General features: G+C 64.6%; 25 protein-coding genes and 1 riboswitch. Of the genes, 12 read left to right on the top strand and 13 right to left on the bottom strand.

The window, feature by feature from the left end; all coding sequences use genetic code 11:
• Window positions 1-9 precede the first annotated feature (9 nt).
• From IVA92_RS23960 to IVA92_RS23950, 3 genes are read right to left on the bottom strand one after another with little or no spacing between them, the layout of a single operon-like run.
• Window positions 10-1398, bottom strand: a complete 1389-nt coding sequence (locus IVA92_RS23960; RefSeq protein ID WP_128946364.1) for an ATP-binding protein — start codon at window positions 1396-1398, stop codon at window positions 10-12.
• Between the two features lie 27 nt (window positions 1399-1425).
• Complete coding sequence (locus IVA92_RS23955; RefSeq protein WP_247277553.1) at window positions 1426-2157, bottom strand: response regulator transcription factor; 732 nt, start codon at window positions 2155-2157, stop codon at window positions 1426-1428.
• The gene (locus tag IVA92_RS23950) at window positions 2154-2696 is read right to left on the bottom strand and encodes a MarR family transcriptional regulator (RefSeq protein WP_247277552.1); all 543 of its coding nucleotides are present in this window, start codon (window positions 2694-2696) and stop codon (window positions 2154-2156) included. The genes IVA92_RS23955 and IVA92_RS23950 overlap by 4 nt, the downstream gene beginning before the upstream one ends.
• 340 nt (window positions 2697-3036) lie before the next feature.
• On the opposite strand from IVA92_RS23950, the gene IVA92_RS23945 reads away from it, so the two are divergent.
• The 4 genes from IVA92_RS23945 (at window position 3037) to IVA92_RS23930 (ending at window position 6643) form a co-directional block, all read left to right on the top strand.
• Window positions 3037-4119 carry a branched-chain amino acid aminotransferase gene (locus IVA92_RS23945; RefSeq protein WP_247277551.1) on the top strand — a complete coding sequence of 361 codons (1083 nt, stop codon included), beginning with the start codon at window positions 3037-3039 and terminating at the stop codon, window positions 4117-4119.
• Window positions 4120-4325: 206 nt separating this feature from the next.
• Window positions 4326-5840 (top strand): histidine--tRNA ligase, encoded by a 1515-nt coding sequence (gene hisS / locus IVA92_RS23940; RefSeq protein ID WP_247277550.1) that lies wholly within the window; start codon window positions 4326-4328, stop codon window positions 5838-5840.
• A 119-nt stretch (window positions 5841-5959) separates the two neighbouring features.
• Window positions 5960-6163 carry a tautomerase family protein gene (locus IVA92_RS23935; RefSeq protein ID WP_025033847.1) on the top strand — a complete coding sequence of 68 codons (204 nt, stop codon included), beginning with the start codon at window positions 5960-5962 and terminating at the stop codon, window positions 6161-6163.
• Between the two features lie 87 nt (window positions 6164-6250).
• Window positions 6251-6643: a hotdog domain-containing protein gene (locus IVA92_RS23930; protein WP_247277549.1), complete on the top strand. Its 393-nt coding sequence runs from the start codon at window positions 6251-6253 to the stop codon at window positions 6641-6643.
• A 15-nt stretch (window positions 6644-6658) separates the two neighbouring features.
• On the opposite strand, the gene proC is transcribed toward IVA92_RS23930, so the two are convergent.
• The gene (gene proC, locus IVA92_RS23925; protein WP_247277548.1) at window positions 6659-7483 is read right to left on the bottom strand and encodes a pyrroline-5-carboxylate reductase; all 825 of its coding nucleotides are present in this window, start codon (window positions 7481-7483) and stop codon (window positions 6659-6661) included.
• A 217-nt stretch (window positions 7484-7700) separates the two neighbouring features.
• Window positions 7701-8201 (bottom strand): YbjN domain-containing protein, encoded by a 501-nt coding sequence (locus IVA92_RS23920; RefSeq protein ID WP_247277547.1) that lies wholly within the window; start codon window positions 8199-8201, stop codon window positions 7701-7703.
• 431 nt (window positions 8202-8632) lie between these two features.
• Window positions 8633-8807, top strand: a riboswitch (FMN riboswitch).
• Window positions 8808-8884: 77 nt separating this feature from the next.
• Between IVA92_RS23920 and IVA92_RS23915 the strand changes: the two genes are divergently transcribed.
• A complete protein-coding gene (locus IVA92_RS23915) occupies window positions 8885-9457 on the top strand; it encodes a 6,7-dimethyl-8-ribityllumazine synthase (protein ID WP_247277546.1) in 573 nt (190 codons plus the stop codon).
• A gap of 216 nt (window positions 9458-9673) precedes the next feature.
• On the opposite strand, the gene IVA92_RS23910 is transcribed toward IVA92_RS23915, so the two are convergent.
• From IVA92_RS23910 to lgt, 5 genes are all read right to left on the bottom strand, one after another.
• On the bottom strand, window positions 9674-10627 hold the full coding sequence (locus tag IVA92_RS23910) for a ribose-phosphate pyrophosphokinase (protein WP_247277545.1): 954 nt from the start codon (window positions 10625-10627) through the stop codon (window positions 9674-9676).
• Between the two features lie 195 nt (window positions 10628-10822).
• Window positions 10823-11437: a hypothetical protein gene (locus IVA92_RS23905; RefSeq protein ID WP_247277544.1), complete on the bottom strand. Its 615-nt coding sequence runs from the start codon at window positions 11435-11437 to the stop codon at window positions 10823-10825.
• A 99-nt stretch (window positions 11438-11536) separates the two neighbouring features.
• Window positions 11537-12304, bottom strand: a complete 768-nt coding sequence (gene pgeF / locus IVA92_RS23900; protein WP_247277543.1) for a peptidoglycan editing factor PgeF — start codon at window positions 12302-12304, stop codon at window positions 11537-11539.
• Window positions 12301-13419 carry an SAM-dependent methyltransferase gene (locus tag IVA92_RS23895; protein ID WP_247277542.1) on the bottom strand — a complete coding sequence of 373 codons (1119 nt, stop codon included), beginning with the start codon at window positions 13417-13419 and terminating at the stop codon, window positions 12301-12303. The genes pgeF and IVA92_RS23895 overlap by 4 nt, the downstream gene beginning before the upstream one ends.
• A gap of 21 nt (window positions 13420-13440) precedes the next feature.
• Window positions 13441-14286 carry a prolipoprotein diacylglyceryl transferase gene (gene lgt, locus IVA92_RS23890; RefSeq protein WP_247277541.1) on the bottom strand — a complete coding sequence of 282 codons (846 nt, stop codon included), beginning with the start codon at window positions 14284-14286 and terminating at the stop codon, window positions 13441-13443.
• Between the two features lie 198 nt (window positions 14287-14484).
• On the opposite strand from lgt, the gene IVA92_RS23885 reads away from it, so the two are divergent.
• From IVA92_RS23885 to ychF, 4 genes are all read left to right on the top strand, one after another.
• Window positions 14485-14745, top strand: a complete 261-nt coding sequence (locus IVA92_RS23885) for an accessory factor UbiK family protein (protein ID WP_247277540.1) — start codon at window positions 14485-14487, stop codon at window positions 14743-14745.
• 310 nt (window positions 14746-15055) lie between these two features.
• Complete coding sequence (locus IVA92_RS23880) at window positions 15056-15778, top strand: 50S ribosomal protein L25/general stress protein Ctc (protein WP_247277539.1); 723 nt, start codon at window positions 15056-15058, stop codon at window positions 15776-15778.
• A 60-nt stretch (window positions 15779-15838) separates the two neighbouring features.
• On the top strand, window positions 15839-16444 hold the full coding sequence (pth, locus tag IVA92_RS23875) for an aminoacyl-tRNA hydrolase (RefSeq protein ID WP_247277538.1): 606 nt from the start codon (window positions 15839-15841) through the stop codon (window positions 16442-16444).
• A 5-nt stretch (window positions 16445-16449) separates the two neighbouring features.
• Complete coding sequence (ychF, locus tag IVA92_RS23870; RefSeq protein ID WP_247277537.1) at window positions 16450-17547, top strand: redox-regulated ATPase YchF; 1098 nt, start codon at window positions 16450-16452, stop codon at window positions 17545-17547.
• 53 nt (window positions 17548-17600) lie between these two features.
• On the opposite strand, the gene IVA92_RS23865 is transcribed toward ychF, so the two are convergent.
• The gene (locus IVA92_RS23865; protein ID WP_247277536.1) at window positions 17601-17897 is read right to left on the bottom strand and encodes a DUF4282 domain-containing protein; all 297 of its coding nucleotides are present in this window, start codon (window positions 17895-17897) and stop codon (window positions 17601-17603) included.
• 183 nt (window positions 17898-18080) lie between these two features.
• On the opposite strand from IVA92_RS23865, the gene IVA92_RS23860 reads away from it, so the two are divergent.
• The 3 genes from IVA92_RS23860 to IVA92_RS23850 all read left to right on the top strand — a co-directional run bounded on the left by IVA92_RS23860 (window position 18081) and on the right by IVA92_RS23850 (window position 19360).
• On the top strand, window positions 18081-18533 hold the full coding sequence (locus IVA92_RS23860; protein WP_247277535.1) for a MaoC family dehydratase: 453 nt from the start codon (window positions 18081-18083) through the stop codon (window positions 18531-18533).
• Window positions 18533-19015: a MaoC family dehydratase gene (locus IVA92_RS23855; RefSeq protein ID WP_247277534.1), complete on the top strand. Its 483-nt coding sequence runs from the start codon at window positions 18533-18535 to the stop codon at window positions 19013-19015. Before IVA92_RS23860 ends, IVA92_RS23855 begins: the two co-directional genes overlap by 1 nt.
• Window positions 19016-19213: 198 nt before the next feature.
• Window positions 19214-19360 (top strand): hypothetical protein, encoded by a 147-nt coding sequence (locus IVA92_RS23850; protein ID WP_027545961.1) that lies wholly within the window; start codon window positions 19214-19216, stop codon window positions 19358-19360.
• A gap of 30 nt (window positions 19361-19390) precedes the next feature.
• Here IVA92_RS23850 and IVA92_RS23845 read toward each other — a convergent pair whose 3' ends face one another.
• Window positions 19391-19528 carry a hypothetical protein gene (locus tag IVA92_RS23845; protein WP_247277533.1) on the bottom strand — a complete coding sequence of 46 codons (138 nt, stop codon included), beginning with the start codon at window positions 19526-19528 and terminating at the stop codon, window positions 19391-19393.
• Between the two features lie 316 nt (window positions 19529-19844).
• Entirely contained in the window at window positions 19845-20267 is a 423-nt protein-coding gene (locus IVA92_RS23840; protein WP_247277532.1) for a hypothetical protein, read from the bottom strand.
• Window positions 20268-20282: the final 15 nt, after the last annotated feature.

The following is a 20282-nucleotide window of genomic DNA, read 5'->3' as shown; positions in this document are numbered from 1 at the left end:
CAAGAGCAGTTACACGGGTATCCTCACGCTCGCCCTCAATCCTCCCATCGGGCTGTCGCCGAGCGTGATGTCGCCGCCGTGGGAGCGGGCGATGTCGCGGGCGATCGCGAGGCCAAGGCCCGTGCCGCCTTCGTCCTGGTTGCGGGCGTTGTCCAGCCGCAGGAACGGCTTGAACACCTCTTCGCGCAAATGCGCGGGAATGCCCGGCCCGTCGTCGTCGATCGTGACCGTGAGATAGCGGTGATCGCGCTGGCCGGTGATGGCGATGGCCTTGCCGTAGCGTGCGGCGTTGGTGACGAGGTTGGCAAGGCAGCGCTTGAACGAGGCCGGCTTCACCGTCACCACTGGCAGGCCGTGGAACGCCACGGTCGCGGTGTGGCCGTGCCGTTCGGCATCGCTGCGCAGCTCTTCCAGGGCCTGGGCCATATCGGTCGGCTGCGATTGCTCGCCGGAATCGCCGCGGGCAAAGGCGAGGTAATCCTCCAGCATCATCGACATCTCGTCGACGTCCTTGCGCATGCCCTCGAGCTCGGGACTATCGCCGATCAGCGCCAGCTCGAGCTTGAAGCGGGTCAGGATGGTGCGCAGGTCATGGCTGACGCCGGCCAGCATTGCGGTGCGCTGCTCCATCGTGCGCTCGATGCGCGATTTCATCTCGAGGAAGGCGACGGAGGCGCGCCGCACCTCGCGCGCGCCTCTGGGGCGGAAATTCGGCGCCTCGCGGCCTTTGCCGAAGCTCTCGGCGGCATCGGCGAGCCGCAGGATCGGCTTGATCTGGTTGCGCAGGAACAGCACCGCGACGATCAGCAGGATCGAGGACGTGCCGACCATCCAGAAAAGGAAGATTTCCGAGTTGGAGGCGTAGGCGGCGCTGCGCTGGGCGAACACGCGCATCACGGCATCGTCGAGCTGGATGCGGATCTCGACGAGGTTGGAGCGGCCGACCGTGTCGATCCAGAACGAACGCCCGATCTGGCGGCCGAGCTGCACCGACAGGGTCTGGTCGAGCAGCGAGAAGAACGGCTTTGGTCCCGGTGGCGGCATGTCACCGGCAGGCAGGAAATCGACGACGAGGCCGAGCCGCTGCTGGGCGATGCGGCGGATCTGGTCGCGATCCTTGTCCTGCGGATAGCCCTTGTAGACGTCGATCAGCGCGGCGATGTCCTGCACCACCGCGGCGGACAGGCGCCGAGTCACCGTGTTCCAGTGCCTTTCCATGAACACGAAGGCGACGACCGATTGCAGGATCACCATCGGCACGATCATGATCAGCAGCGCGCGCGCATAGAGGCCGGTCGGCATCCAGCCCTTGAATGCGTTGCCCATCCAGCCATTGGCGGCGGAGACGCGGCCAGCGGCGCTCTTCAGAAGCGTCAGGCCCGTATCGATCGTGCTCATCGGTGGCGCTTCACTGCTCTATGGGCTTTAAGGCAAGGCCACCAGCCGGTAGCCGATGCCGCGCACCGCCTGGAGGAATAGCGGATTGGCGGGATCGGTCTCGATCTTGCGCCTGAGGCGGTTGATCTGAACGTCCACGGCGCGCTCGTTGACGCTGCCGTTGCCGGTCAGCGCGCTGCGCGGCACGGTTTCGCCCGGCGTCTCCGAGAGGATGCGCAGCATCTCGCGCTCACGGTCAGTGAGGTGAATGACCTCATCGCCCTGGCGCAGCTCGCCGCGTTCGAGATGGTAGACGTAGGGTCCGAAAGCGATCTTCTCCACGGTCGCCGCCTGCGGCGGCGGCGCGGCGCGCTTGAGGATGTTGTTGATGCGCAGCGCGAGCTCGCGCGGCTCGAACGGTTTTGCGACATAGTCGTCGGCGCCGATCTGCAGGCCCTCGATGCGCGCTTCTGCCTCGTGCCGCGCCGTCAGCATCACGATCGGCACCGAGGACGAGGTGCGGATGAAACGGGCGAGGTCGAAGCCGGTCTCGCCGGGCATCATGACGTCGAGGATCAAGAGATCGAAATGCAAGCCCATGAGCTTGGCGCGCGCATCGCTGGCACTGGCGGCGGTCGAGACCCGATAGCCTTCGCTGGCGAGGAAGCGCGACAGCAGATCGCGAATGCGGCGGTCGTCGTCGACCAGCAGCAGATGCGGGGCATCGTCGGCGGGTTGCACCGGCGGGCGGGCGAGCGTGGCAGCGAGCGGCACGGTCACTCCTTGGCGTCGTGGTTGACGGAAGCGAAGATCGTCTCGAGCACCTTGTCCGGATCGTCGCGATCGATCATCGCGCGCAGGAAGCGCTTGACGGTCTCGGCATCCTGCGGACCTATCTCGGCAAGCGCCTTGGTGATCCGCGTGGTCTGGAGCCCGGCAAGCTTCTGCACCAGCGCTTCGCCTTTCGGCGTCGCATAGAGCAGGCGCTGACGACGGTCATTGTCGCCGGTCTTCTGCACGATATAGCCTTCGTCGAGAAGCTGCTTGAGCACGCGGCCGAGCGATTGTTTTGTGATGCGCAGGACGTCGAGGAGATCGGCGACCTTGAGGCCGGGATAGCGATAGACGAAGTGCATGACCCGGTGATGGGCCCGGCCGAAGCCGAAGGCCTCCAGCTCCTGGTCTGGATCGCCCACGAAATCGCGATAAGCGAAGAACAGCAGCTCGATGATATCCCAGCGCAAATTGCCTCCATCGCCTGCGGCCGGCCGAGGCTCGGCGGCGTCTTGAGACGGACTCGCGAAATTTATGTCAGGCATATTGACGTATCTTGGGTTCAATGTTACAAAACGATTGGCCCGTACGAAATTTTAGATCGTATCGCGACGGGCGGCGTCGAAGCAGGGACGGCGGAAACAGCCGGACAGGCGACGACGGCCGGAGCAGATCTACCGTGCGATTGTCGAGCGGCATTTCGACAAAACATACTGGACTTCCGCCTTCCGCAAAAGCATGTCCTCGGCGACATGCTGGCCACGGGAAACCGGCCGTAACAAGGCTGGCGGCGGTCCAGCCAGACACCTAATGAAGCCAGCCGGCCCCGAACAGGGGCGGGCCGGTGCCAGAACAGCGCCGATACCGGCAGCGGGAGCCAAGGACATGAGCATGACATTCGACATCCAGCCCGCATCCAATCCGACTCCTGAGAAGGACCGCGTCGCCAAGCTGGTGGACCCAGGGTTCGGGCGAGTTTTCACCGATCACATGGCGATCGTCCGCTACAATCAGGCCAAGGGCGGCTGGTACGAGGCCAAAATCGAGGCGCGCGCCAACTTTCAGCTCGATCCGGCCGGCGCGGTTCTCCATTACGCTCAGGAAATTTTCGAGGGCCTCAAGGCCTACAAGCGCGACGACGGCGGCGTGAACCTGTTTCGCCCCGACGCCAATGCGCGGCGATTCAAGGACTCGGCCGACCGCATGGCAATGGCGCAATTGCCCGAGGATGTCTTCATCGAGGCGGTCGAGCAGGTCGTGCGCATCGATCGCGCCTGGATGCCGGGCGGCGAGGGCAGTCTTTACCTACGGCCCTTCATGATCGCGAGCGAGACCTTCCTCGGCGTCAAGCCGTCATCCGAATACATCTTCGCGGTCATCGCCTCGCCGGTGGGCTCTTATTTCAAGGGCGGCCCTGCACCGGTGTCGATCTGGGTGTCCGAGAACTACACGCGCGCCGCGATCGGCGGCACCGGCGCCGTCAAATGCGGCGGCAATTATGCCGCGAGCCTGCGCGCCCAGGCGGAAGCGATCCAGCATGGCTGCGATCAGGTCGTGTTCCTCGATGCGCTCGAGCGCCGTTACATCGAGGAGCTCGGCGGCATGAATGTGTTCTTCGTGTTCGACGACGGCTCGCTGTCAACGCCGCCGCTCGGCACCATCCTGCCGGGCATCACACGCGACTCCATCATCACGCTCGCCCGCGATGCCGGAAAGACGGTGCGCGAGGAGCCCTACTCGCTCGACCAGTGGCGCAAGGACGCCGCCAGCGGCAGGCTGAAAGAAGCCTTCGCCTGCGGCACTGCCGCCGTGATCTCGCCGATCGGCAAGGTGCGCTCGGTGAGCGGCGATTTCGACATCAGTGGCGGCGCGGCCGGCCCGGTCGCCATGGGCCTGCGCAAGCAGCTCGTCGACATCCAGTACGGCCGCACCAACGATCCGCACAACTGGATCCGCAAAGTGTTTTGAGGCTTTTACCTATACCTTCTCCCCTTGTAGGAGAAGGTGGCGCGAAGCGCCGGCTGAGGGGTTGTCTTCGCGAGTTCAAGCGCGAGAGGTTTGTTCGCGGAGAGAAACCCCTCACCCGTCTCGCCGCTACCGCGAGCCACCCTCTCCCACAAGGGGAGAGGGCAAGAACGGTTGCCGCACCGCGCGTCGGCTGGTAAACGCCGCGCATGGCCGAGAAACCCAAAAAACCCCAGAAATTGAAGGCGCGCCTGCCGCGCGGGCTCGAGGATCGCGATCCCGCCGCGATCCGGGCGACGCGCGAGATGGTCGAGAAGATCCGCGCTGTTTACGAGCTCTATGGCTTCGAGCCGGTGGAGACGCCGGCGATGGAATTCACCGATGCGCTCGGCAAATTCCTGCCCGACCAGGACCGTCCGAACGAGGGCGTGTTCTCGTTCCAGGACGACGACGAGCAATGGATCAGCCTGCGTTACGATCTGACCGCGCCGCTCGCCCGCTACGTCGCTGAAAACTTCGACACGCTGCCAAAGCCCTATCGCAGCTACCGCGCCGGTTACGTGTTCCGCAACGAAAAGCCCGGTCCCGGACGCTTCCGCCAGTTCATGCAGTTCGATGCCGACACGGTCGGCTCGGCGACGCCGGCGGCGGATGCGGAGATCTGCATGATGGCGGCTGATACGATGGAGGCGCTCGGGATTGCACGCGGCTCTTACGTCGTGAAGGTGAACAATCGAAAAGTGCTCGACGGTGTTCTGGAAGCCATCGGGCTCGGCGGCGACGACAACGCGGCACGCAGGCTGACCGTGCTCCGCGCGATCGACAAGCTCGACAAGTTTTCCGCCGACGAAGTGCGCAAATTGCTCGGTCCCGGACGATGGGACGGCGGCGAAGAGGGCAAGGGCGACTTCACGAAAGGCGCCAATCTGAGTGCGGCGGAGGCTGACGTTGTTCTCGCCATCACCAAGCAGCGCGATGATTGGAAAGAAGCTATCGCCGCCGCAGAAACGTACCTCGCCAAGAGCGAAGTCGGTCAGGCCGGCGTGAGCGAGCTGGAAGAAATTGCCAAGCTGGTCATGGCTTCGGGTTACGGCGCGGACCGCATTCGCATCGATCCCTCCGTTGTGCGCGGCCTCGAATATTACACCGGCCCTGTCTACGAGCTCGAACTCCTGCTCGACACCAAGGACGAGAAGGGCCGCCCGGTGCGCTTCGGCTCGGTCGGCGGCGGCGGACGTTATGACGGCCTCGTCTCGCGCTTTCGCGGCGAGCCGGTGCCGGCGACTGGCTTCTCCATCGGCGTGTCTCGCTTGCAGGCCGCACTGACGCTGCTCGGCAAGCTCGACACGCGGCCGGAATTCGGGCCCGTCGTCGTCACCGTGTTCGACCGCGACCGCGTCGCCGACTATCAGAAGATGGTCGCTTCCTTGCGCACCGCCGGCATCCGCGCCGAGCTCTATCTCGGCAATCCCAAGAACATGGGCAATCAGCTCAAATATGCCGATCGCCGCAACGCGCCCTGCGTCGTCATCCAGGGCTCCGACGAGAAGGCGCGCGGCGAGGTTCAGATCAAGGATCTGATAGAAGGTGCCAAGGCCGCCGCTGCGATCGCCTCCAACCAGGAATGGCGCGAGAGCCGCCCGGCGCAATTCTCGTGCAGCGAGGCCGATCTCGTCGCCAAGGTGCGCGAGGTCCTGGCGCGCCATGACGTGAGCTGGGGCTAGCCATTCGCTCCATTCGTCATGCGCGGGCTTGACCCGCGCATCCATCTTCCAAATGATGGATTGCCGGATCGAGCCCGGCAATGACGAATAGATGATGAACGACGAGCAGGGAGAAGACGATGCCTGAGATCACAATCAGCATGGCCGAAGGCCGCACCGACGAGCAGAAGGCCGGCATGATGCGCGACATCACCCAGGCGCTCGTGAAGAATCTCGGCGTCGACGCCGATGCCGTCGTTATCCAGATCAACGAGGCCCCGCTGCGCCACAAGATGAAGGGCGGCAAGACCTTTGTTGAGCGCGCGGCGGCTGCGAAGAAGTGACGCGTTAGCATCATTCCGGGGCAGCCCGTCAGGGCTAATCTCTGGCTTCCGCGTTCGCGCTTTGCGCCTGGAATGACGAGAAAGAATATGGACGCACGCGACTTCATCACGATCGGCATGAGCGCAGAGCGCACGCTGGTGGTGCCGGTGGAGCGCACGGTCGGGCATTTCGTGCCCGGCATGCCGTTTGTTTATGCGACGCCGATGATGATCCTCGAGATGGAGATGACCGCAAGCGATGCGATCCGCTCCGCGCTTCAGCCCGGGTGGGTCACCGTCGGCACCGAGGTCGACATCCGCCATCTGGCGGCAGCTCGCGTCGGTGCGACGGTGCGGACCACAGCGAAAGTCGTCACGGTCGAGCGCCGCGTCATCCGGTTCGAGGTCGAGGCGTTCGAGAGCACCCGCAAACTCGGCGAGGGCCGCCACGCGCGCGGTCTCGTCAATGTCGAGATGTTCAACAAGCGACTAGGAGCGTAGCTGCGAGTCCGTTAGCTACTTCGCCAATTCCTTCGACCGCTTCGTCGCGGCCGCAATTGCGCGGATCATCAACTCGCGCAGTCCGGGCTCGCCCATCAGCACGTCGAGGGCGGCAGCGGTGGTGCCACCGGGAGAGGTGACGTTCTGGCGCAGCGTGCTTGAAGCAAGCTCGGACTGGTGCAGCAGCTCGCCGGAGCCGGCGACGGTCTCGCGCGCAAGCCTGGTCGCCAGCGCCTCGGGCAATCCCGCTTCCACACCGGCGCGCGCGAGCTCCTCGGCGAGCAGGAAGACATACGCGGGCCCTGAGCCGGAGACTGCGGTGACCGCGTCCATGAGGCCTTCATCCTCGACCCATTCCACCGAGCCGGTGGCGCGCAGCAGCGCATCGGCCACCGCGCGCTGAGCCGAGCTGACGTGTTGTGCGGCGACGGCGACGGTGATGCCGCGGCCGATCGCGGCCGGTGTGTTCGGCATCGCGCGCATCACGGCGCCGCCGCAGACCTCTTCAAGCGAGGCGATGGTGGTGCCTGCCATGATCGAGACCACCGACGTCTTGTCCGAAACGAATGGTTTCAGCTTGGCGCCGGCCTCGCGGAACATCTGAGGCTTCACCGCGACGACCAGCGTCTCGACCGTGCCCGCCGCTTTCATGTCAGGATTGAGCGCAACGCCCTTGGCGGCAAGCGCGGTGATCTCGGGCGAGAGGTGCGGATCGATCACCGCAACGCGGCGCGGATCGAGCCCGCCCGCCAGCCATCCGCTCAGCATCGCGCCGCCCATCTTGCCGGCGCCAGCGAGGAGGATGGTGCCGGTGATGTTTTGGAGGGTGTTGTTCGCCATCGCTGCTGCCAAATCCGTCGTCCAGGCCAAGCCAGGACCCATGACCCCAAGTGGTTCTAGTGGATGGAGGGCAGAGCAACAAGCATCGCGAGATACGGAGAGTCCCCGCGGTATGGATCCTGGATCTGCGCGACGACAGCGCTTCGCGCCGTCATCGCTTGTCCAGGACGACGAAGGATGGGCGATGCCCTCCTCACGCGCTGGGGAGCGAGGCGCCCTACGCCTCGCCCACCGTGTCGAACATCGCCGCGTCCATGGCTTGCGCGGTGGTCTTGCCGGCCCACACCACGAACTGGAACGCCGGAAAGTAGCGCTCGCAGGCGTGGATGGCGCCTGCGAGCATGGCTTCGCATTGCGCGGTGGAGGCAGTGAGGCCGCCCGGCAGCACCAGCGCTTGGCGGTGCATGATCATGCCGGTGTTGGTCCACAGGTCGAAATGGCCGACCCACAATTGCTCGTTGACCGCGGCGACGAGCCGCTGCACCTCGCCCCGGCGCTGCAGTGGGATCTTCATGTCGAAGGCGCAGGCCAGATGCAGCGCCTCGATTTCGCCCATCCAGGTGAAGGAGAGCTGGTAATCGGTCCATTGTCCCTTCGAGACAATCGTGAGTTCGTCTTCGCCGGAGCGTTCGAACGGCCAGTTGTTGCTGGCAGCGATATCCTCGACCACCGCGAGCGGATGGCTCTTGGAATCGATAGTGCCTTCGAGCAGGGACATGCCGTCTCGACCTCTTGCCTTCTTGTTGTTTTGATACGCACGCGGTTGGCCCGGCGCGCGCTCCCTAAACGTCGCTACGGCGATCCCTAGGGTCGCTCTTGCGATCCCTTCGGATCAGCGCGGGCCTGTCGCGGATCAAGTGATGTGATTTGCGGAATCTGCGCAACCGCGTCCCGAGTCCGTCCACAAGCCAGGACTCGTTCGTCCACAGCTCATCTCCGCCACAATTGTTAACGGGGAGAGGCAAAACCGGACGAGGGAGAACAAACCGGAATCGCATTCGGGCGGCCGGCGCCAATTGCTAATTCCGTCCCGCGAGGGCCGCTCCCACCGCGACGGCATGGGACCATGCGCTTTGCCCATGCGGAACGCGCTTGCCGCAACGGCTCGCCGGCGGCATATTTGCTGGCAGGCCGTTCATCCCGAACGGCCGATGTTCTCAGGGCGGGGTGAAAGTCCCCACCGGCGGTAAGGGCCGAAAGGCCCAAGCCCGCGAGCGCCTTCCCCGAGGTTCTTTCCTGAAAAGGATTTTGCCGAAGGGAAGGGTCAGCAGATTCGGTGCAACTCCGAAGCCGACGGTCAAAGTCCGGATGAAAGAGAACGGTCGGTGGCAGACGCATCGCAAGATGCGGCTGTTTGTCGTTCCGTGTGCCCTGATTCTGGTCCTTAAACCGAGGAAAGCCATGAATCAGATGTTGCAAGATCCCCAAGTCCAAACCTCCACAGTCGAAACTGAAGTCGCCGAACCGCCGGTTCCGCAAGGACCCGCGCCCGAACACCCGCGCTTCGCAAAGCCGCAGCGGGTGGCCTTCGTGCAGGCCTGCTGGCACCGCGACGTGGTCGAGGAGGCCCGCCTCGCCTTCCTGAAGGAGGCAGAAGCGCGGCACCTCACCCATGTCGACGTGTTCGAAGTGCCCGGCTCGTTCGAGATCCCGCTGCATGCGCAGGTCCTCGCCAAGACGCGCCGCTACACCGCGATCGTTGCGGCCGGACTCGTCGTCGATGGCGGCATCTACCGCCATGAATTCGTCGCCGACACCGTGATCAAGGCGCTAATGGACGTGCAGCTCCGCACCGAGGTGCCGGTGTTCTCGGCCGTGCTGACGCCGCAGCAATTCCACGAGACCGAGGTGCACTACGACTTCTTCCGCAAGCATTTTGCGATCAAGGGCACGGAGGTCGCGGCCGCCTGTGCGGAGACATTGCTCGGCCTGGAACGTCTGCGCGGCCAGGTCGCGGCGGGGATCGTGGGGTAGGCAGACTGCCGTAGGGTGGGCGAAGCGCAAGCGTGCCCACCAGCTTCATCGAAAGAGAAAGGTGGGCACGGCGCTTTGCGCCTTTGCCCACCCTACGAGACTGAAGTCATTCCGGGGGCTCGCGTAGCGAGAACTACGGTGCGCAGTTGCGCACCTAAGAATCTCGAGATTCCGGGTTCGGCGCTGACGCGCCGCCTCGGAATGACAATAAAGAAATCAGTCGAACAGGCTCGACACCGACTCTTCGGCGGCCGTGCGCGCGATCGCGTCGGAGATCAGGCTGGCGATCGGCAGCGTGCGGATGTTCGGCGCCTTGGTCACCGCCTCGGTCGGCAGGATCGAGTCGGTGATCACCAGCTCCTTCAGCCTGGAGCCGGAGATGCGGGCCGCCGCGCCGCCGGAGAGCACGCCGTGAGTGATGTAGGCGTAGACGTCCTTGGCGCCCTTGGCGATCAGCGCGTCGGCCGCGTTCACCAGGGTGCCGCCGGAATCGACGATGTCGTCGACCAAGATACAGGTGTAGCCGGCGACGTCGCCGATCACGTTCATGACCTCGGACTCGCCCGGACGCTCGCGGCGCTTGTCGACGATCGCGAGCGGGGTGTTGATGCGCTTGGCGAGGCCGCGCGCGCGGGCCACGCCGCCGACGTCGGGCGAGATCACCATCACCTTGGAGAGATCGAACTTCTCCTTGATGTCGCGCACCATCAGCGGCGCCGCGTAAAGGTTGTCTGTCGGGATGTCGAAGAAGCCCTGAATCTGGCCGGCATGCAGGTCGAGCGTCATGACGCGGTCGACGCCCGCCTGCGTGATCAGATTGGCCACGAGCTTGGCCGAGATCGGCGTGCGCGAACCCGATTTGCGGTCCTGCCGGGCGTAGCCGAAATAGGGCAGCACCGCGGTGATGCGGCGCGCCGAGGAGCGGCGCAGCGCGTCGGTGATGATCAGGAGCTCCATCAGATGGTCGTTCGCTGGGAACGAGGTCGACTGGATGACGAAGGCATCCGAGCCGCGGACGTTCTCCTGGATCTCGACGAAGATCTCCATGTCGGCGAAGCGCCGCACCACCGCCTTGGTCAGCGGCAGGTCGAGGCCCTGCGCAATGGCCTGCGCCAGAGCGGGATTGGAGTTGCCGGCGACGAGCTTGATGGAGCCGTTTTTGGCCGACATGGACGCTTCCTCCCGCGCTTTGCTGGATACGACCTTCAACATCCTACGAATACCCATTGGAAGCACGGTTACGACGGGCGAGGAAATATCAGGCCGGGGGCTCGAATGGCAACCCGGGACGCTACGTTTTCCCTTCGAAAATCCTGAGTCGGGCCAACGGTTTGGCCGTAACTTGGGCCCGTGGTTTAGCGGGGGTTATGGCTCGGCGTAGCCGAGCGCCGTGGCCGGCATGTCCGGCGCGGGCGCGACCGGAATGATGGTCGCCACGGCCGGTCCCCGCAGGCCTGGAGCTACGCCTGAGGCATCCGGCGTTCCGTTGATCATGTTGGAAAGTCCGCTGAATCCGGCCTGGGCGATCTTTCGCAGCACCAGGTCGTCGGCAGCGCCCCAGGGGTCGCGGCCGCCCTTGGCGGACGTGGGTTCCTCGCCGGAGAGGCGCAGCGCCCGCTGCTGGTTGGCGTCGTAGACGTCCCAGACCCATGCAATCATGGTCTTGCCGCGCACGATTTGAGCCGAGAGGTAGCTGCGCACGCGATAGGCCGCCGTGCCCTCGCGGGAGACGACGGACAGACTGCGCAGCTTGGATTCGCTGTCGAGCACACCGACCATGCGGTCGAACACCTGCGGCGGCGGGCCGTCGATCGATTCGAAGGCGACCGTTGCGCCCGAGCCACCGTTCGGCGCCATCGCATAGGAATTGCTCGGCGCGTTGCCGCCGGCGCAGCCGGCAAGCATGGTCGCAGCCGCCAGCAGCATGACCGCCAGCACGCGTGCGCCCGCGCGACGCGGAAAAGATGACGCTTCCCTCATTATGGAGGGCAGCGATATCGTTAAAATCGATTAAGGTCTAGGGCAGGCTAGCCACAAACAGCACCGTCATCCCGGGACAACAGCGTGTTGCTCTTGTGTTCACGCTTCGAGCGCGATGGCATGAATGTGGCGACCGTAGTCCGGCTCCTTGCGATGCACCGAGCGGCGATAGCTGAAGAAGCGCTCATCGGCATAGGTGTCGAGACCGAGATCGTCGACCATCAGGATGCCGGAGGCTTCCAGCCGCGTCCGGATGAAGCCGGCGAGATCGAACATCGCGTGGCTCTCGCGTACCGACGGGATGAAGAACATCGCGTTGTCCGCATCCGCCTCGATGAAACGCGCCACGAACTCGTTGCCGACTTCGTAGCTCTCCTGCCGGATCAAGGGGCCGATCGCCGCGATGATGCCGTCGCGCGTGGCGCCGAGCTTCTCCATCGCCGAGATCGTTGCTTCCAGCACGCCTGATAGCGCGCCCTTCCAGCCGGCATGCGCACCGCCGATCACGCGCGCATTGGGGTCGACGAATAGCACCGGCCCGCAATCGGCGGTGGAGATGCCGAGCGCAATCCCGGATGTCCTGGTGACAAGCGCATCGCCCTTCGGCCGCGGCCCGTTCGGCCACGCGCGATCTACGACGAGCACGTCGGGCGAATGGATCTGGTGCAGGCTGAGAAAACGCTCCGGTGCGACGCCGACATGCTCGGCCATGCGACGGCGGTTTTCGGCGACGTGGGCCTGATCGTCGTTGGAGCCGAGCCCGCCGTTCAGCGCGGAATAGATGCCGCTGGAGACGCCGCCCTCGCGGGTGAAGAAGGCATGACGCAGGCCGGGCACGGCCGACAGCAGCGACGAGGCAAGCGTCATGAGGCTTCTCCGGCGCGTTCGAGATCGCTGAGACCGGCAAGACCGGTCAAACCTGGCTCGGAGATGCCGAGCACCTTGAACATCGAGCCCATGCCGCCGCGCCCCGTATCGGTCAGGCGCTTGAGCGCCACCGAAATGTCGGTTGCGACTTCGGGCGTAGCCTTCTGCATCAGCGCCGCCGCGCGGGTCTCAATGCCGATGCGCTTGAGGAAGTCGCCCTGCGTCACCGGCCCGTGCACGCGGGCCCCGACATCCTCGGCCGCACGCGCCAGCGCCTGGAAGTCGACATGGGCGGTGACGTCGGCTTGGCCCGGGGCCTTCAGGGGATCGGTGAAGCTGTGGCGCGCGATCGCCTGAAACGTATCGCCGGCATCGCTGCGCAAATGGCCGTAGTCGATGATCAGCGCCGCGCCGTCCTGGTCGCGCACGCGCGTGGCGAGCTTCATGATCTCGCTGTCGGGCCGCCATTCGAACACGGCACCGACCGGCGCGGCGCGCACCAAGGGCGGCAGCAGCACGTCGAAGCGTGGCGTCGGCTCGGGCGCGGCGCCGAACTGAAGTTTTCCGTTGGGATCGATCTCGATCACGCGCTCGTGCCAGCCGTTCTCGTAGCGGATCATCTGATGGATCGGCAGCACGTCGAAATATTCGTTGGCGAGGATGATACTGGGACCTTCCGGCACCTCGTCGATGCTGTCGTGCCAGGCGATGTTGCGCACGTTCGCCAGCGTCGCACTCTGCCGCTCGCGCAACACCGGATTGACCTCGACCATGTGGATGTGGAGTGCCTGGTAGAGCGGCGGCAGCACGCGCAATGCGCGCAGCGCGTCCGCCATCATGGTGCCGCGGCCGGGGCCGAGCTCGATCAGCCGCAAAAAGTGCGGCGAGCCCATCTGCTTCCACACCGAGGCGGCCCACAGTCCCAAGAGCTCGCCGAACATCTGGCTGACCTCGGGCGCGGTGGTGAAATCGCCCTCACGCCCGAGCGGATCGCGCGAGACGTAATAGCCGTAGCGCGGGTGCATCAGGCACAATTCCATGTAGCGCCAGACCGGCATCGGGCCTGAGGATTTGATCAGCGCCTTGATCTCGTTGAGTAGCGGCGAGTCGGTCACGATCTATGTTCTCGGAATGAATTAACGAATGGCCTCGATGGGCTTCGGCGCGCCGCGCCTGACTGCCCATACAATAAGTATGGTGCCGACGATAAGCATCGGGATCGACAACAGCATGCCCATGGTTAACCCGCCCCACAGGAAGCCGAGCTGGGCGTCCGGCTCGCGAAAATGTTCGCCGGCGATCCGGGTCAGACCATAGATCAGGATGAAGGCGCCGAGGATCATGCCGGGCCGCTTCAGGGCACCGAAGCGGATCATGATCGCGAGCACCGCGAACAACAGGATGCCTTCCATGCCGGCCTCATAGAGCTGGCTCGGATGGCGCGGCAGCTGTGTGGGATCGTTCGGGAAGATCATCGCCCAAGGCAGGCTCGCATCGGTAGCGCGGCCCCACAATTCGCCATTGATGAAATTGGCGATGCGTCCGAGCAGCAGCCCGACCGGGGCGACCGCGGTGGTGATGTCGCCGAGCGACAGGATCGAGATGCCGTTGCGATGAGCAAACAACATTACCGCGACGACGCAGCCGAGGAAGCCGCCATGGAAGGACATGCCGCCCTCCCACAATTTGAAGATCGCGGCGGGATGGTCGATGAAGAACGGCAGATTGTAGAACAGCACGTAGCCGGTGCGGCCGCCCAGGATGATGCCGAGCGTGACCCAGAGGATGAAATCGTCGATCTGGAGCAGCGAGATCGGTGCGGGTCCGCCCCACAGACGCTGGTTCTTGAGGAGCGATCTCGCATAGAGCCAGCCGAACACGATGCCGCAGATATAGGCCAGCGCATACCAGCGGATCGCGAACGGACCGATCTCGAGGGCGATCGGCTTGAAGGCGGGAAAGTCGATGAGCAGAAAGGGCATCGCGCCTTCTATGGCTGAACGAGATTGCGGCGATCGAGCGCCAGCAGACGCCCAGTGATTCTTGTTGTGCAGGGACGTTGAATACGATTGCAAGGAAACCGGGGCATGACAAGGATGCCCCCGCTCGGCCCTTGAACCGGCCCAGTCGGATTGCCATTGTGTTTCGGAGAATTCGCGCAAAGTTTATCGGAGGCAGCCATGACCCAGACCAGCAACCGGTTTTTCGACGAGATCGGCCGCCTGATGAATGACGCTGCCGGTGCCGCCCAGGGCGTCAAGCGCGAGTTCGACACGGTGATGCGCACCCAGGCGGAAAAATTCCTGCGCGACATGGATCTGGTCAAGCGCGAGGAGTTCGAGGCGGTCAAGGACATGGCCCGCCTCGCCCGCGAGGAGAACGAGGCGCTGAAGGCTAGGATCGCGGCGCTGGAGGCCAAGTTCGGCGGAACGCCGACGTAAGGCACGCGCTCTTACCTCCCTAGAGGGGGAGGGTCGCAGCGCATGCAGCGAAGCGGAATGCGGTGAGGGGTGGGGTGATCCCTCCCCACGGGCATCGCCTCGATGGCGAGACTGTCACCCCACCCCGGCGCTACGCGCCGACCCTCCTCCTCCAGGGGAGGATGGCACCCCATTCTCCTTGTCATTTCCGCATCTTCCGGGTAAAAGCCCGCCACGTCTGCAGCCCCCGCACCCCTGGAGGCTTGCTGCGGATGCTGCCATGGGCCGCGCTGCGGCCCATTAACTTTTGCAAAAACAAGGACTTAACGACATGGCGACGACCGTCAAGGAATTGAAGGCGACCGCACGTCCGAAGAGCGGCAAGGGGGCCGCCCGGGCTGAGCGTCGCGCCGGCAGAGTGCCCGGAGTGATCTACGGCAACAACCAGCCCCCGGTGACGATCTCGATTGAAGATCGCGAATTGCGTCAGCGCATCCTCGCGGGCCGGTTCCTGACCACGCTCGTCGACATCGACCTCGAGGGCAAGAAGCACCGCGTGATTCCGCGCGACTATCACCTCGACCCGGTCAAGGACTTCCCGATCCATGTCGATTTCATGCGGCTGGGCGAAGGCGCCACCATCCGCATCAGCGTTCCGCTGCACGTGGTGAAGGCGGAAGGCTCGCCCGGCGTGAAGCGCGGCGGCACCGTCAACATCGTCGCGCATGCGATCGAGCTGGAATGCGGTGTCGAGAGCATCCCGCAATACATCGAGGCTGACGTCGGTTCGCTTGAAATCGGTCACTCGCTGCATCTGTCCGACGTCAAGCTGCCGGCCGGCGTGAAGGCGCTGACCCGCGAGGACGCGACCCTCGTCACCATCGTGCCGCCGTCGGGCTACGCCGAAGAGCAGAAGGCGGCAGCTGCGGCTGCGGCGGGTGGTGCGGCTCCGGTCGCGGGTGCTGCTGCTCCGGCGGCGGCTGCGCCGGCTGCGGGTGCTGCTGCTCCGGCAGCGGCTGCCAAGGCTCCGGCCGGCGGCGACAAGAAGAAGTAATCTCTCAAAGCTGGCGCGCGGTCCCCAGGATCGCGCGCCGAGCGAGGGGCGCGCCGCGTCATGCGACTCTTTGTTGGGCTCGGCAATCCCGGCGCGAAATACGCACGTAACCGGCACAATATCGGCTTCATGGCCGTGGACGAGATCGCGCGGCGTCATGGCTTTGCGCCATGGCGCCGCCGCTTTCAGGGCGAGACCTCGGAAGGCATGCTCGGACCAGAGCGCGTGATCCTGCTCAAGCCCACGACCTACATGAACGATTCCGGTCGCAGCGTGCAGGAGGCGGCCGGCTTCTTCAAGATCGCGCTGGGCGACGTCAGCGTGTTCCATGACGAGCTCGAACTGCCGCCGGGCAAGGTGCGGGTGAAGATCGGGGGCGGCATTGCCGGGCACAACGGCCTGCGTTCGATCTCGGCCCATATCGGCAACGACTATCGCAGGGTGCGGCTCGGCATCGGACATCCCGGCGTCAAGGAGCTGGTGCACGGCCACGTGCTGTCGGACTTCGCCAAGAGCGACAACGAATGGGTGGCGACGCTCTGCGAAGCGGTCGCCGAGCACGCCCCGCTGCTTGCCAAGGGCACCGACGCGACCTTCGCCAACAGGGTGCACCTTGCTATGCAGGCAAAGGGATTTTTGATCAAGGACGACAACGGCAAGGAATAACGCTCGTGGGATTCAAATGCGGGATCGTCGGATTGCCGAATGTCGGCAAGTCGACCTTGTTCAATGCGCTGACCGAGACGGCCGCGGCGCAGGCTGCGAACTATCCGTTCTGCACCATCGAGCCGAATGTCGGCGAGGTTGCCGTGCCCGATCCGCGGCTTGAGAAGCTCGCCGCCATCGCCAAATCGGGTCAGATCATTCCGACCCGGCTGACCTTCGTCGACATCGCGGGCCTCGTGCGCGGCGCGTCCAAGGGCGAGGGCCTTGGCAACCAGTTCCTCGCCAACATCCGCGAGGTCGACGCCATCGCGCATGTGGTGCGCTGCTTTGAGGATTCCGACATCACCCACGTCGAGGGCAAGATCGCCCCGCTCGCCGACATCGAGACCATCGAGACCGAGCTGATGCTCGCCGACCTCGACAGCCTTGAGAAGCGTGTCGACAACCTCTCGAAGAAAGCCAAGGGCAACGACAAGGACGCCAAGGAGCAGCTCGACCTCGTCAACCGCACCCTGGTGCTGCTGCGCGACGGCAAGCCCGCCCGCCTCGTCGAGCGCAAGGCCGAGGAGGAGCGCGCCTTCTCCATGCTGGGGCTGCTCTCATCAAAGCCTGTGCTCTACGTTTGCAACGTCGAGGAAGGCTCGGCCGCAACGGGCAATTCGTTCTCCAAGGCAGTCGAGGAGCAGGCCGCCAAGGAGGGCGCCGTCGCCGTCGTCATTTCCGCCAAGATCGAGTCGGAGATCGCGACCATCTCGCGGGACGAACGCGCCGACTTCCTGGAGACATTGGGTCTCGAAGAAGCCGGTCTCGACCGTCTGATCCGCGCCGGCTACCGGCTTCTCGACCTCATCACCTATTTCACCGTGGGGCCGAAGGAAGCGCGCGCCTGGACCATCCATCGCGGCACCAAGGCGCCGGCGGCGGCCGGCGTGATCCACACCGATTTCGAAAAGGGTTTCATTCGCGCCGAAACCATCGCGTATGAGGATTACGTCGTCCTCGGCGGCGAAGCCGGCGCGCGCGATGCCGGCAAGCTTCGGCTCGAAGGCAAGGAATACGTCGTCGCCGACGGCGACGTGATGCATTTCAGGTTTAATACGTAATTTGAAGCGATCATTCCGGGCGCGCGTCTTGCGCGAGCCCGGAATGACAAGGCTCACCGCACCCCGCCGCCCTGGTCCCTGATCGCGCCGAGATGCTCGTTGATGCGGAAGACGATCAGGATCAGCTCGGCGAGGATGCGCGAGAACACCACGCCGACGACGACGCTCGCGATCGACGACAGCAGCACCAGGAAGCCGCCGAACGGACTGATCGCCATCGCAGCCAAGCCGGAGAAGACGCCGGAGAGGCCGAACAGGCAGATCAGCGCGATTACCAGCCAGTAGAAGGTCTTGATGATCGTCGGTGTGATGAAGCGGTCCCACTGAAACAGGTCGCTGAATGAAAACATCGTTCTCCCCAGGGCAAAGCGGCTTTTGCCAGATCCGGCTTTGCTAAATGATCCTGACTTTCGGCTGATCCGACTCAAGACCAACCCCGCTGCATCGAATGTAGCACGAGCCATGCGGGCCCGCGGGTTGAGATTGCCACAAAGTGCGGCCACAATCTGTCATTTCCGCGAACCAATCCCAAGATGACCCTGACCTTCGAAGATTTCCCGCCCGGGCGGTTCGGAACGTTCGGCCCGCGCCATGTCACTCGCGACGAGATTTTGGCCTTTGCTGCCGAGTTCGACCCGCAGCCGATGCACCTCGATGAGGAGGCGGCGGCTAGAAGCATGCTGCGCGGCCTGTCCGGTTCGGGGTGGCACCTCTGTTCGCTGATGATGCGGATGATGGCCGATGGTTTTATTACGCGCGCGGCTTCGCTCGGCTCGCCCGGCGTCGACGAGGTGCGCTGGTTGTCTCCGCTCCGGCCCGGCGACGACCTCATGCTCGACGTCGACGTCGTGGAGGCGCGCACTTCGAAAAGTCGCCCGGAGCTCGGCATCGTCAAGTTCAAATGCACCGTGCGCAACGCTGCGGGGCAGGCGCTCGCCGAGATGACCTCGCCGATCCTGATCAAGCGGCGCGAGGGGACGGCCTGATGCGGTTCTTCGAGGATATCGAGATCGGCCAGCGCCGCGAGATCGGCACCTATACGTTCACAGCGGAGTCCATCAAGAGCTTCGCCGCCAAGTTCGACCCGCAGCGCTTCCACCTCGACGAGGAGGAAGGCAAGAACTCGCTGTTCGGCGGGCTCGCCGCCTCCGGTTGGCATGTCGGCTCGGCCTGCATGAGCCTGCTTGTCGCCGACGGCCAGCGCTTGGCGCGGGAAGCCGCCTCGCGCGAGGAGGAAGTTGCGGTGTGGGGTCCGTCGCCGGGCTTTCGCGATCTGCGCTGGATCAGGCCGGTGCTTGCCGGCGACACGGTCGCCTACGTCAACGTCGTCATCGACAAGCGCACCTCCGCCTCGCGTCCCGGCTGGGGCATTCTGACGGCTCGCACCACCGGCACTAACCAGCGCGGCGAGGAGGTCTATTCCATCACCGCCTCAGCCTTTGTGCCGATGCGCACGAACGGTGGTTAGATCTGTTCCAGGATGAACGGTCCAATTGAGTGCGCGAGTGTTGCCCGCGCGCTATGGACGCGATTCGGCGTGGCTGTCATAAGCCTGCGCGATATGGTTACCGCGAAGCAGTTTGGCGGAACCAGTGAGGTGCTAACTAATTATGAACCTGTCGCTGTCTATTTGAAACGAATGGGCAGAGGACAGGGGACGAGGACCATGGCAGATCGCGGCGCACTCAAGTTTGTCGGATTCATCTTCGCGACCGCGACGCTGGCCGTGATGCTGGTTGCCGGCATGGTGGTGAAGGGCTATGCCGATGGCGCCTACACCCTGGAAGCCTCGACCGTGGAAGCCGCTCGGTAAGAGTTCGTTACTTGTCGGGGCCGCCGCGCGTCAGCGGCTGTAGACGAACGCCAGCACCGCGACCGCAACCACCAGCAATCCGACAAAGCGCAGCATGATCGTGCCGAGCTGATTCGGTGCCGGCCGCAGCGATATAGGGTCCGTGTTATCGGGCCGAATGCTTTCCATGACATGTCCCCCCGCCAGGCCGTAAGACGGCCATCGACGCTTGGCATTGGTCGCTGGGGAAGGATGGAGGGTTCAAACACCCTACGCTGTCACGCCCGTGCTGCCACATCCTCCGCTGTCGTGCCCCGCGAAGGCATCCAGTACGCCGCAGCCCCTCCGTATCCTGGCACTGTCTCGGAGTACTGGATCGCCCGCCTGCGCGGGCGACGACACCTATCATGTCGGCGCGTGTGCGCACCTATCACATGCCCCATGAATCAAAACCGCCGCGCTCCCCTTCCGGGAACGCGGCGGCCGATGATGCGGTGCTTCGCGGTCAGCTGTTGCGCAGGCCGTCGGCGGCGCGCTTCCACTGCGCGACGTTGTCGGCGATCATGCGGGTCGACTTCATCGCGGCCTGGCTGAGCTGGGCGTAGCCGGAGATCTCGCGCTGGACGCGCTGGCCTTCGGCATGGAGCAGGTCGCGCAGGCTCTCGAGCTCGGAGATCAAGTTCTCGATCTCGGCCAGCGAGGTGCCGGCGACGCGCTGGATCAGCGAGTTGACGTTGTTGACGGTGGCTTCGGCGCTCGGGTCGAGCGGCGGCGCGTCGGTGGTCGTCGATGCCGGACGGCGCAGATAGGCGATGTCGTTGCGGACGAAATCGCGGATGCCGGCCTCGACCTCGGTCACGGCGGCGAGGTTGGTGTCGACCGTCTCGGTCTCGGTGGTTTCGGTCTTTTCCGGACGCATGGCGTTCATCGTTATTCCCCTGTT

The sequence above is a fragment of the Bradyrhizobium sp. 154 genome, assembly GCF_023073875.1.
Classification (GTDB): Bacteria; Pseudomonadota; Alphaproteobacteria; order Rhizobiales; family Xanthobacteraceae; genus Bradyrhizobium.
This window is presented reverse-complemented; position numbering and strand designations above follow the sequence as displayed.

Excerpts from the sequence above, each read along its gene's own strand:
- IVA92_RS23960 (WP_128946364.1), bottom strand. The coding sequence starts at position 1,398 with ATGAGCACGATCGATACGGGCCTGACGCTTCTGAAGAGCGCCGCTGGC.
- IVA92_RS23905 (WP_247277544.1), bottom strand. The coding sequence starts at position 11,437 with ATGAGGGAAGCGTCATCTTTTCCGCGTCGCGCGGGCGCACGCGTGCTG.
- IVA92_RS23880 (WP_247277539.1), top strand. The coding sequence starts at position 15,056 with ATGGCGACGACCGTCAAGGAATTGAAGGCGACCGCACGTCCGAAGAGC.
- pgeF (WP_247277543.1), bottom strand. The coding sequence starts at position 12,304 with ATGACGCTTGCCTCGTCGCTGCTGTCGGCCGTGCCCGGCCTGCGTCAT.
- IVA92_RS23885 (WP_247277540.1), top strand. The coding sequence starts at position 14,485 with ATGACCCAGACCAGCAACCGGTTTTTCGACGAGATCGGCCGCCTGATG.
- pth (WP_247277538.1), top strand. The coding sequence starts at position 15,839 with ATGCGACTCTTTGTTGGGCTCGGCAATCCCGGCGCGAAATACGCACGT.
- IVA92_RS23915 (WP_247277546.1), top strand. The coding sequence starts at position 8,885 with ATGAATCAGATGTTGCAAGATCCCCAAGTCCAAACCTCCACAGTCGAA.
- hisS (WP_247277550.1), top strand. The coding sequence starts at position 4,326 with ATGGCCGAGAAACCCAAAAAACCCCAGAAATTGAAGGCGCGCCTGCCG.
- IVA92_RS23910 (WP_247277545.1), bottom strand. The coding sequence starts at position 10,627 with ATGTCGGCCAAAAACGGCTCCATCAAGCTCGTCGCCGGCAACTCCAAT.
- IVA92_RS23945 (WP_247277551.1), top strand. The coding sequence starts at position 3,037 with ATGAGCATGACATTCGACATCCAGCCCGCATCCAATCCGACTCCTGAG.
- IVA92_RS23935 (WP_025033847.1), top strand. The coding sequence starts at position 5,960 with ATGCCTGAGATCACAATCAGCATGGCCGAAGGCCGCACCGACGAGCAG.
- IVA92_RS23920 (WP_247277547.1), bottom strand. The coding sequence starts at position 8,201 with ATGTCCCTGCTCGAAGGCACTATCGATTCCAAGAGCCATCCGCTCGCG.
- IVA92_RS23950 (WP_247277552.1), bottom strand. The coding sequence starts at position 2,696 with ATGCCTGACATAAATTTCGCGAGTCCGTCTCAAGACGCCGCCGAGCCT.
- IVA92_RS23860 (WP_247277535.1), top strand. The coding sequence starts at position 18,081 with ATGACCCTGACCTTCGAAGATTTCCCGCCCGGGCGGTTCGGAACGTTC.
- IVA92_RS23840 (WP_247277532.1), bottom strand. The coding sequence starts at position 20,267 with ATGAACGCCATGCGTCCGGAAAAGACCGAAACCACCGAGACCGAGACG.
- IVA92_RS23930 (WP_247277549.1), top strand. The coding sequence starts at position 6,251 with ATGGACGCACGCGACTTCATCACGATCGGCATGAGCGCAGAGCGCACG.
- lgt (WP_247277541.1), bottom strand. The coding sequence starts at position 14,286 with ATGCCCTTTCTGCTCATCGACTTTCCCGCCTTCAAGCCGATCGCCCTC.
- IVA92_RS23850 (WP_027545961.1), top strand. The coding sequence starts at position 19,214 with ATGGCAGATCGCGGCGCACTCAAGTTTGTCGGATTCATCTTCGCGACC.
- IVA92_RS23855 (WP_247277534.1), top strand. The coding sequence starts at position 18,533 with ATGCGGTTCTTCGAGGATATCGAGATCGGCCAGCGCCGCGAGATCGGC.
- IVA92_RS23845 (WP_247277533.1), bottom strand. The coding sequence starts at position 19,528 with ATGGAAAGCATTCGGCCCGATAACACGGACCCTATATCGCTGCGGCCG.
- IVA92_RS23865 (WP_247277536.1), bottom strand. The coding sequence starts at position 17,897 with ATGTTTTCATTCAGCGACCTGTTTCAGTGGGACCGCTTCATCACACCG.
- proC (WP_247277548.1), bottom strand. The coding sequence starts at position 7,483 with ATGGCGAACAACACCCTCCAAAACATCACCGGCACCATCCTCCTCGCT.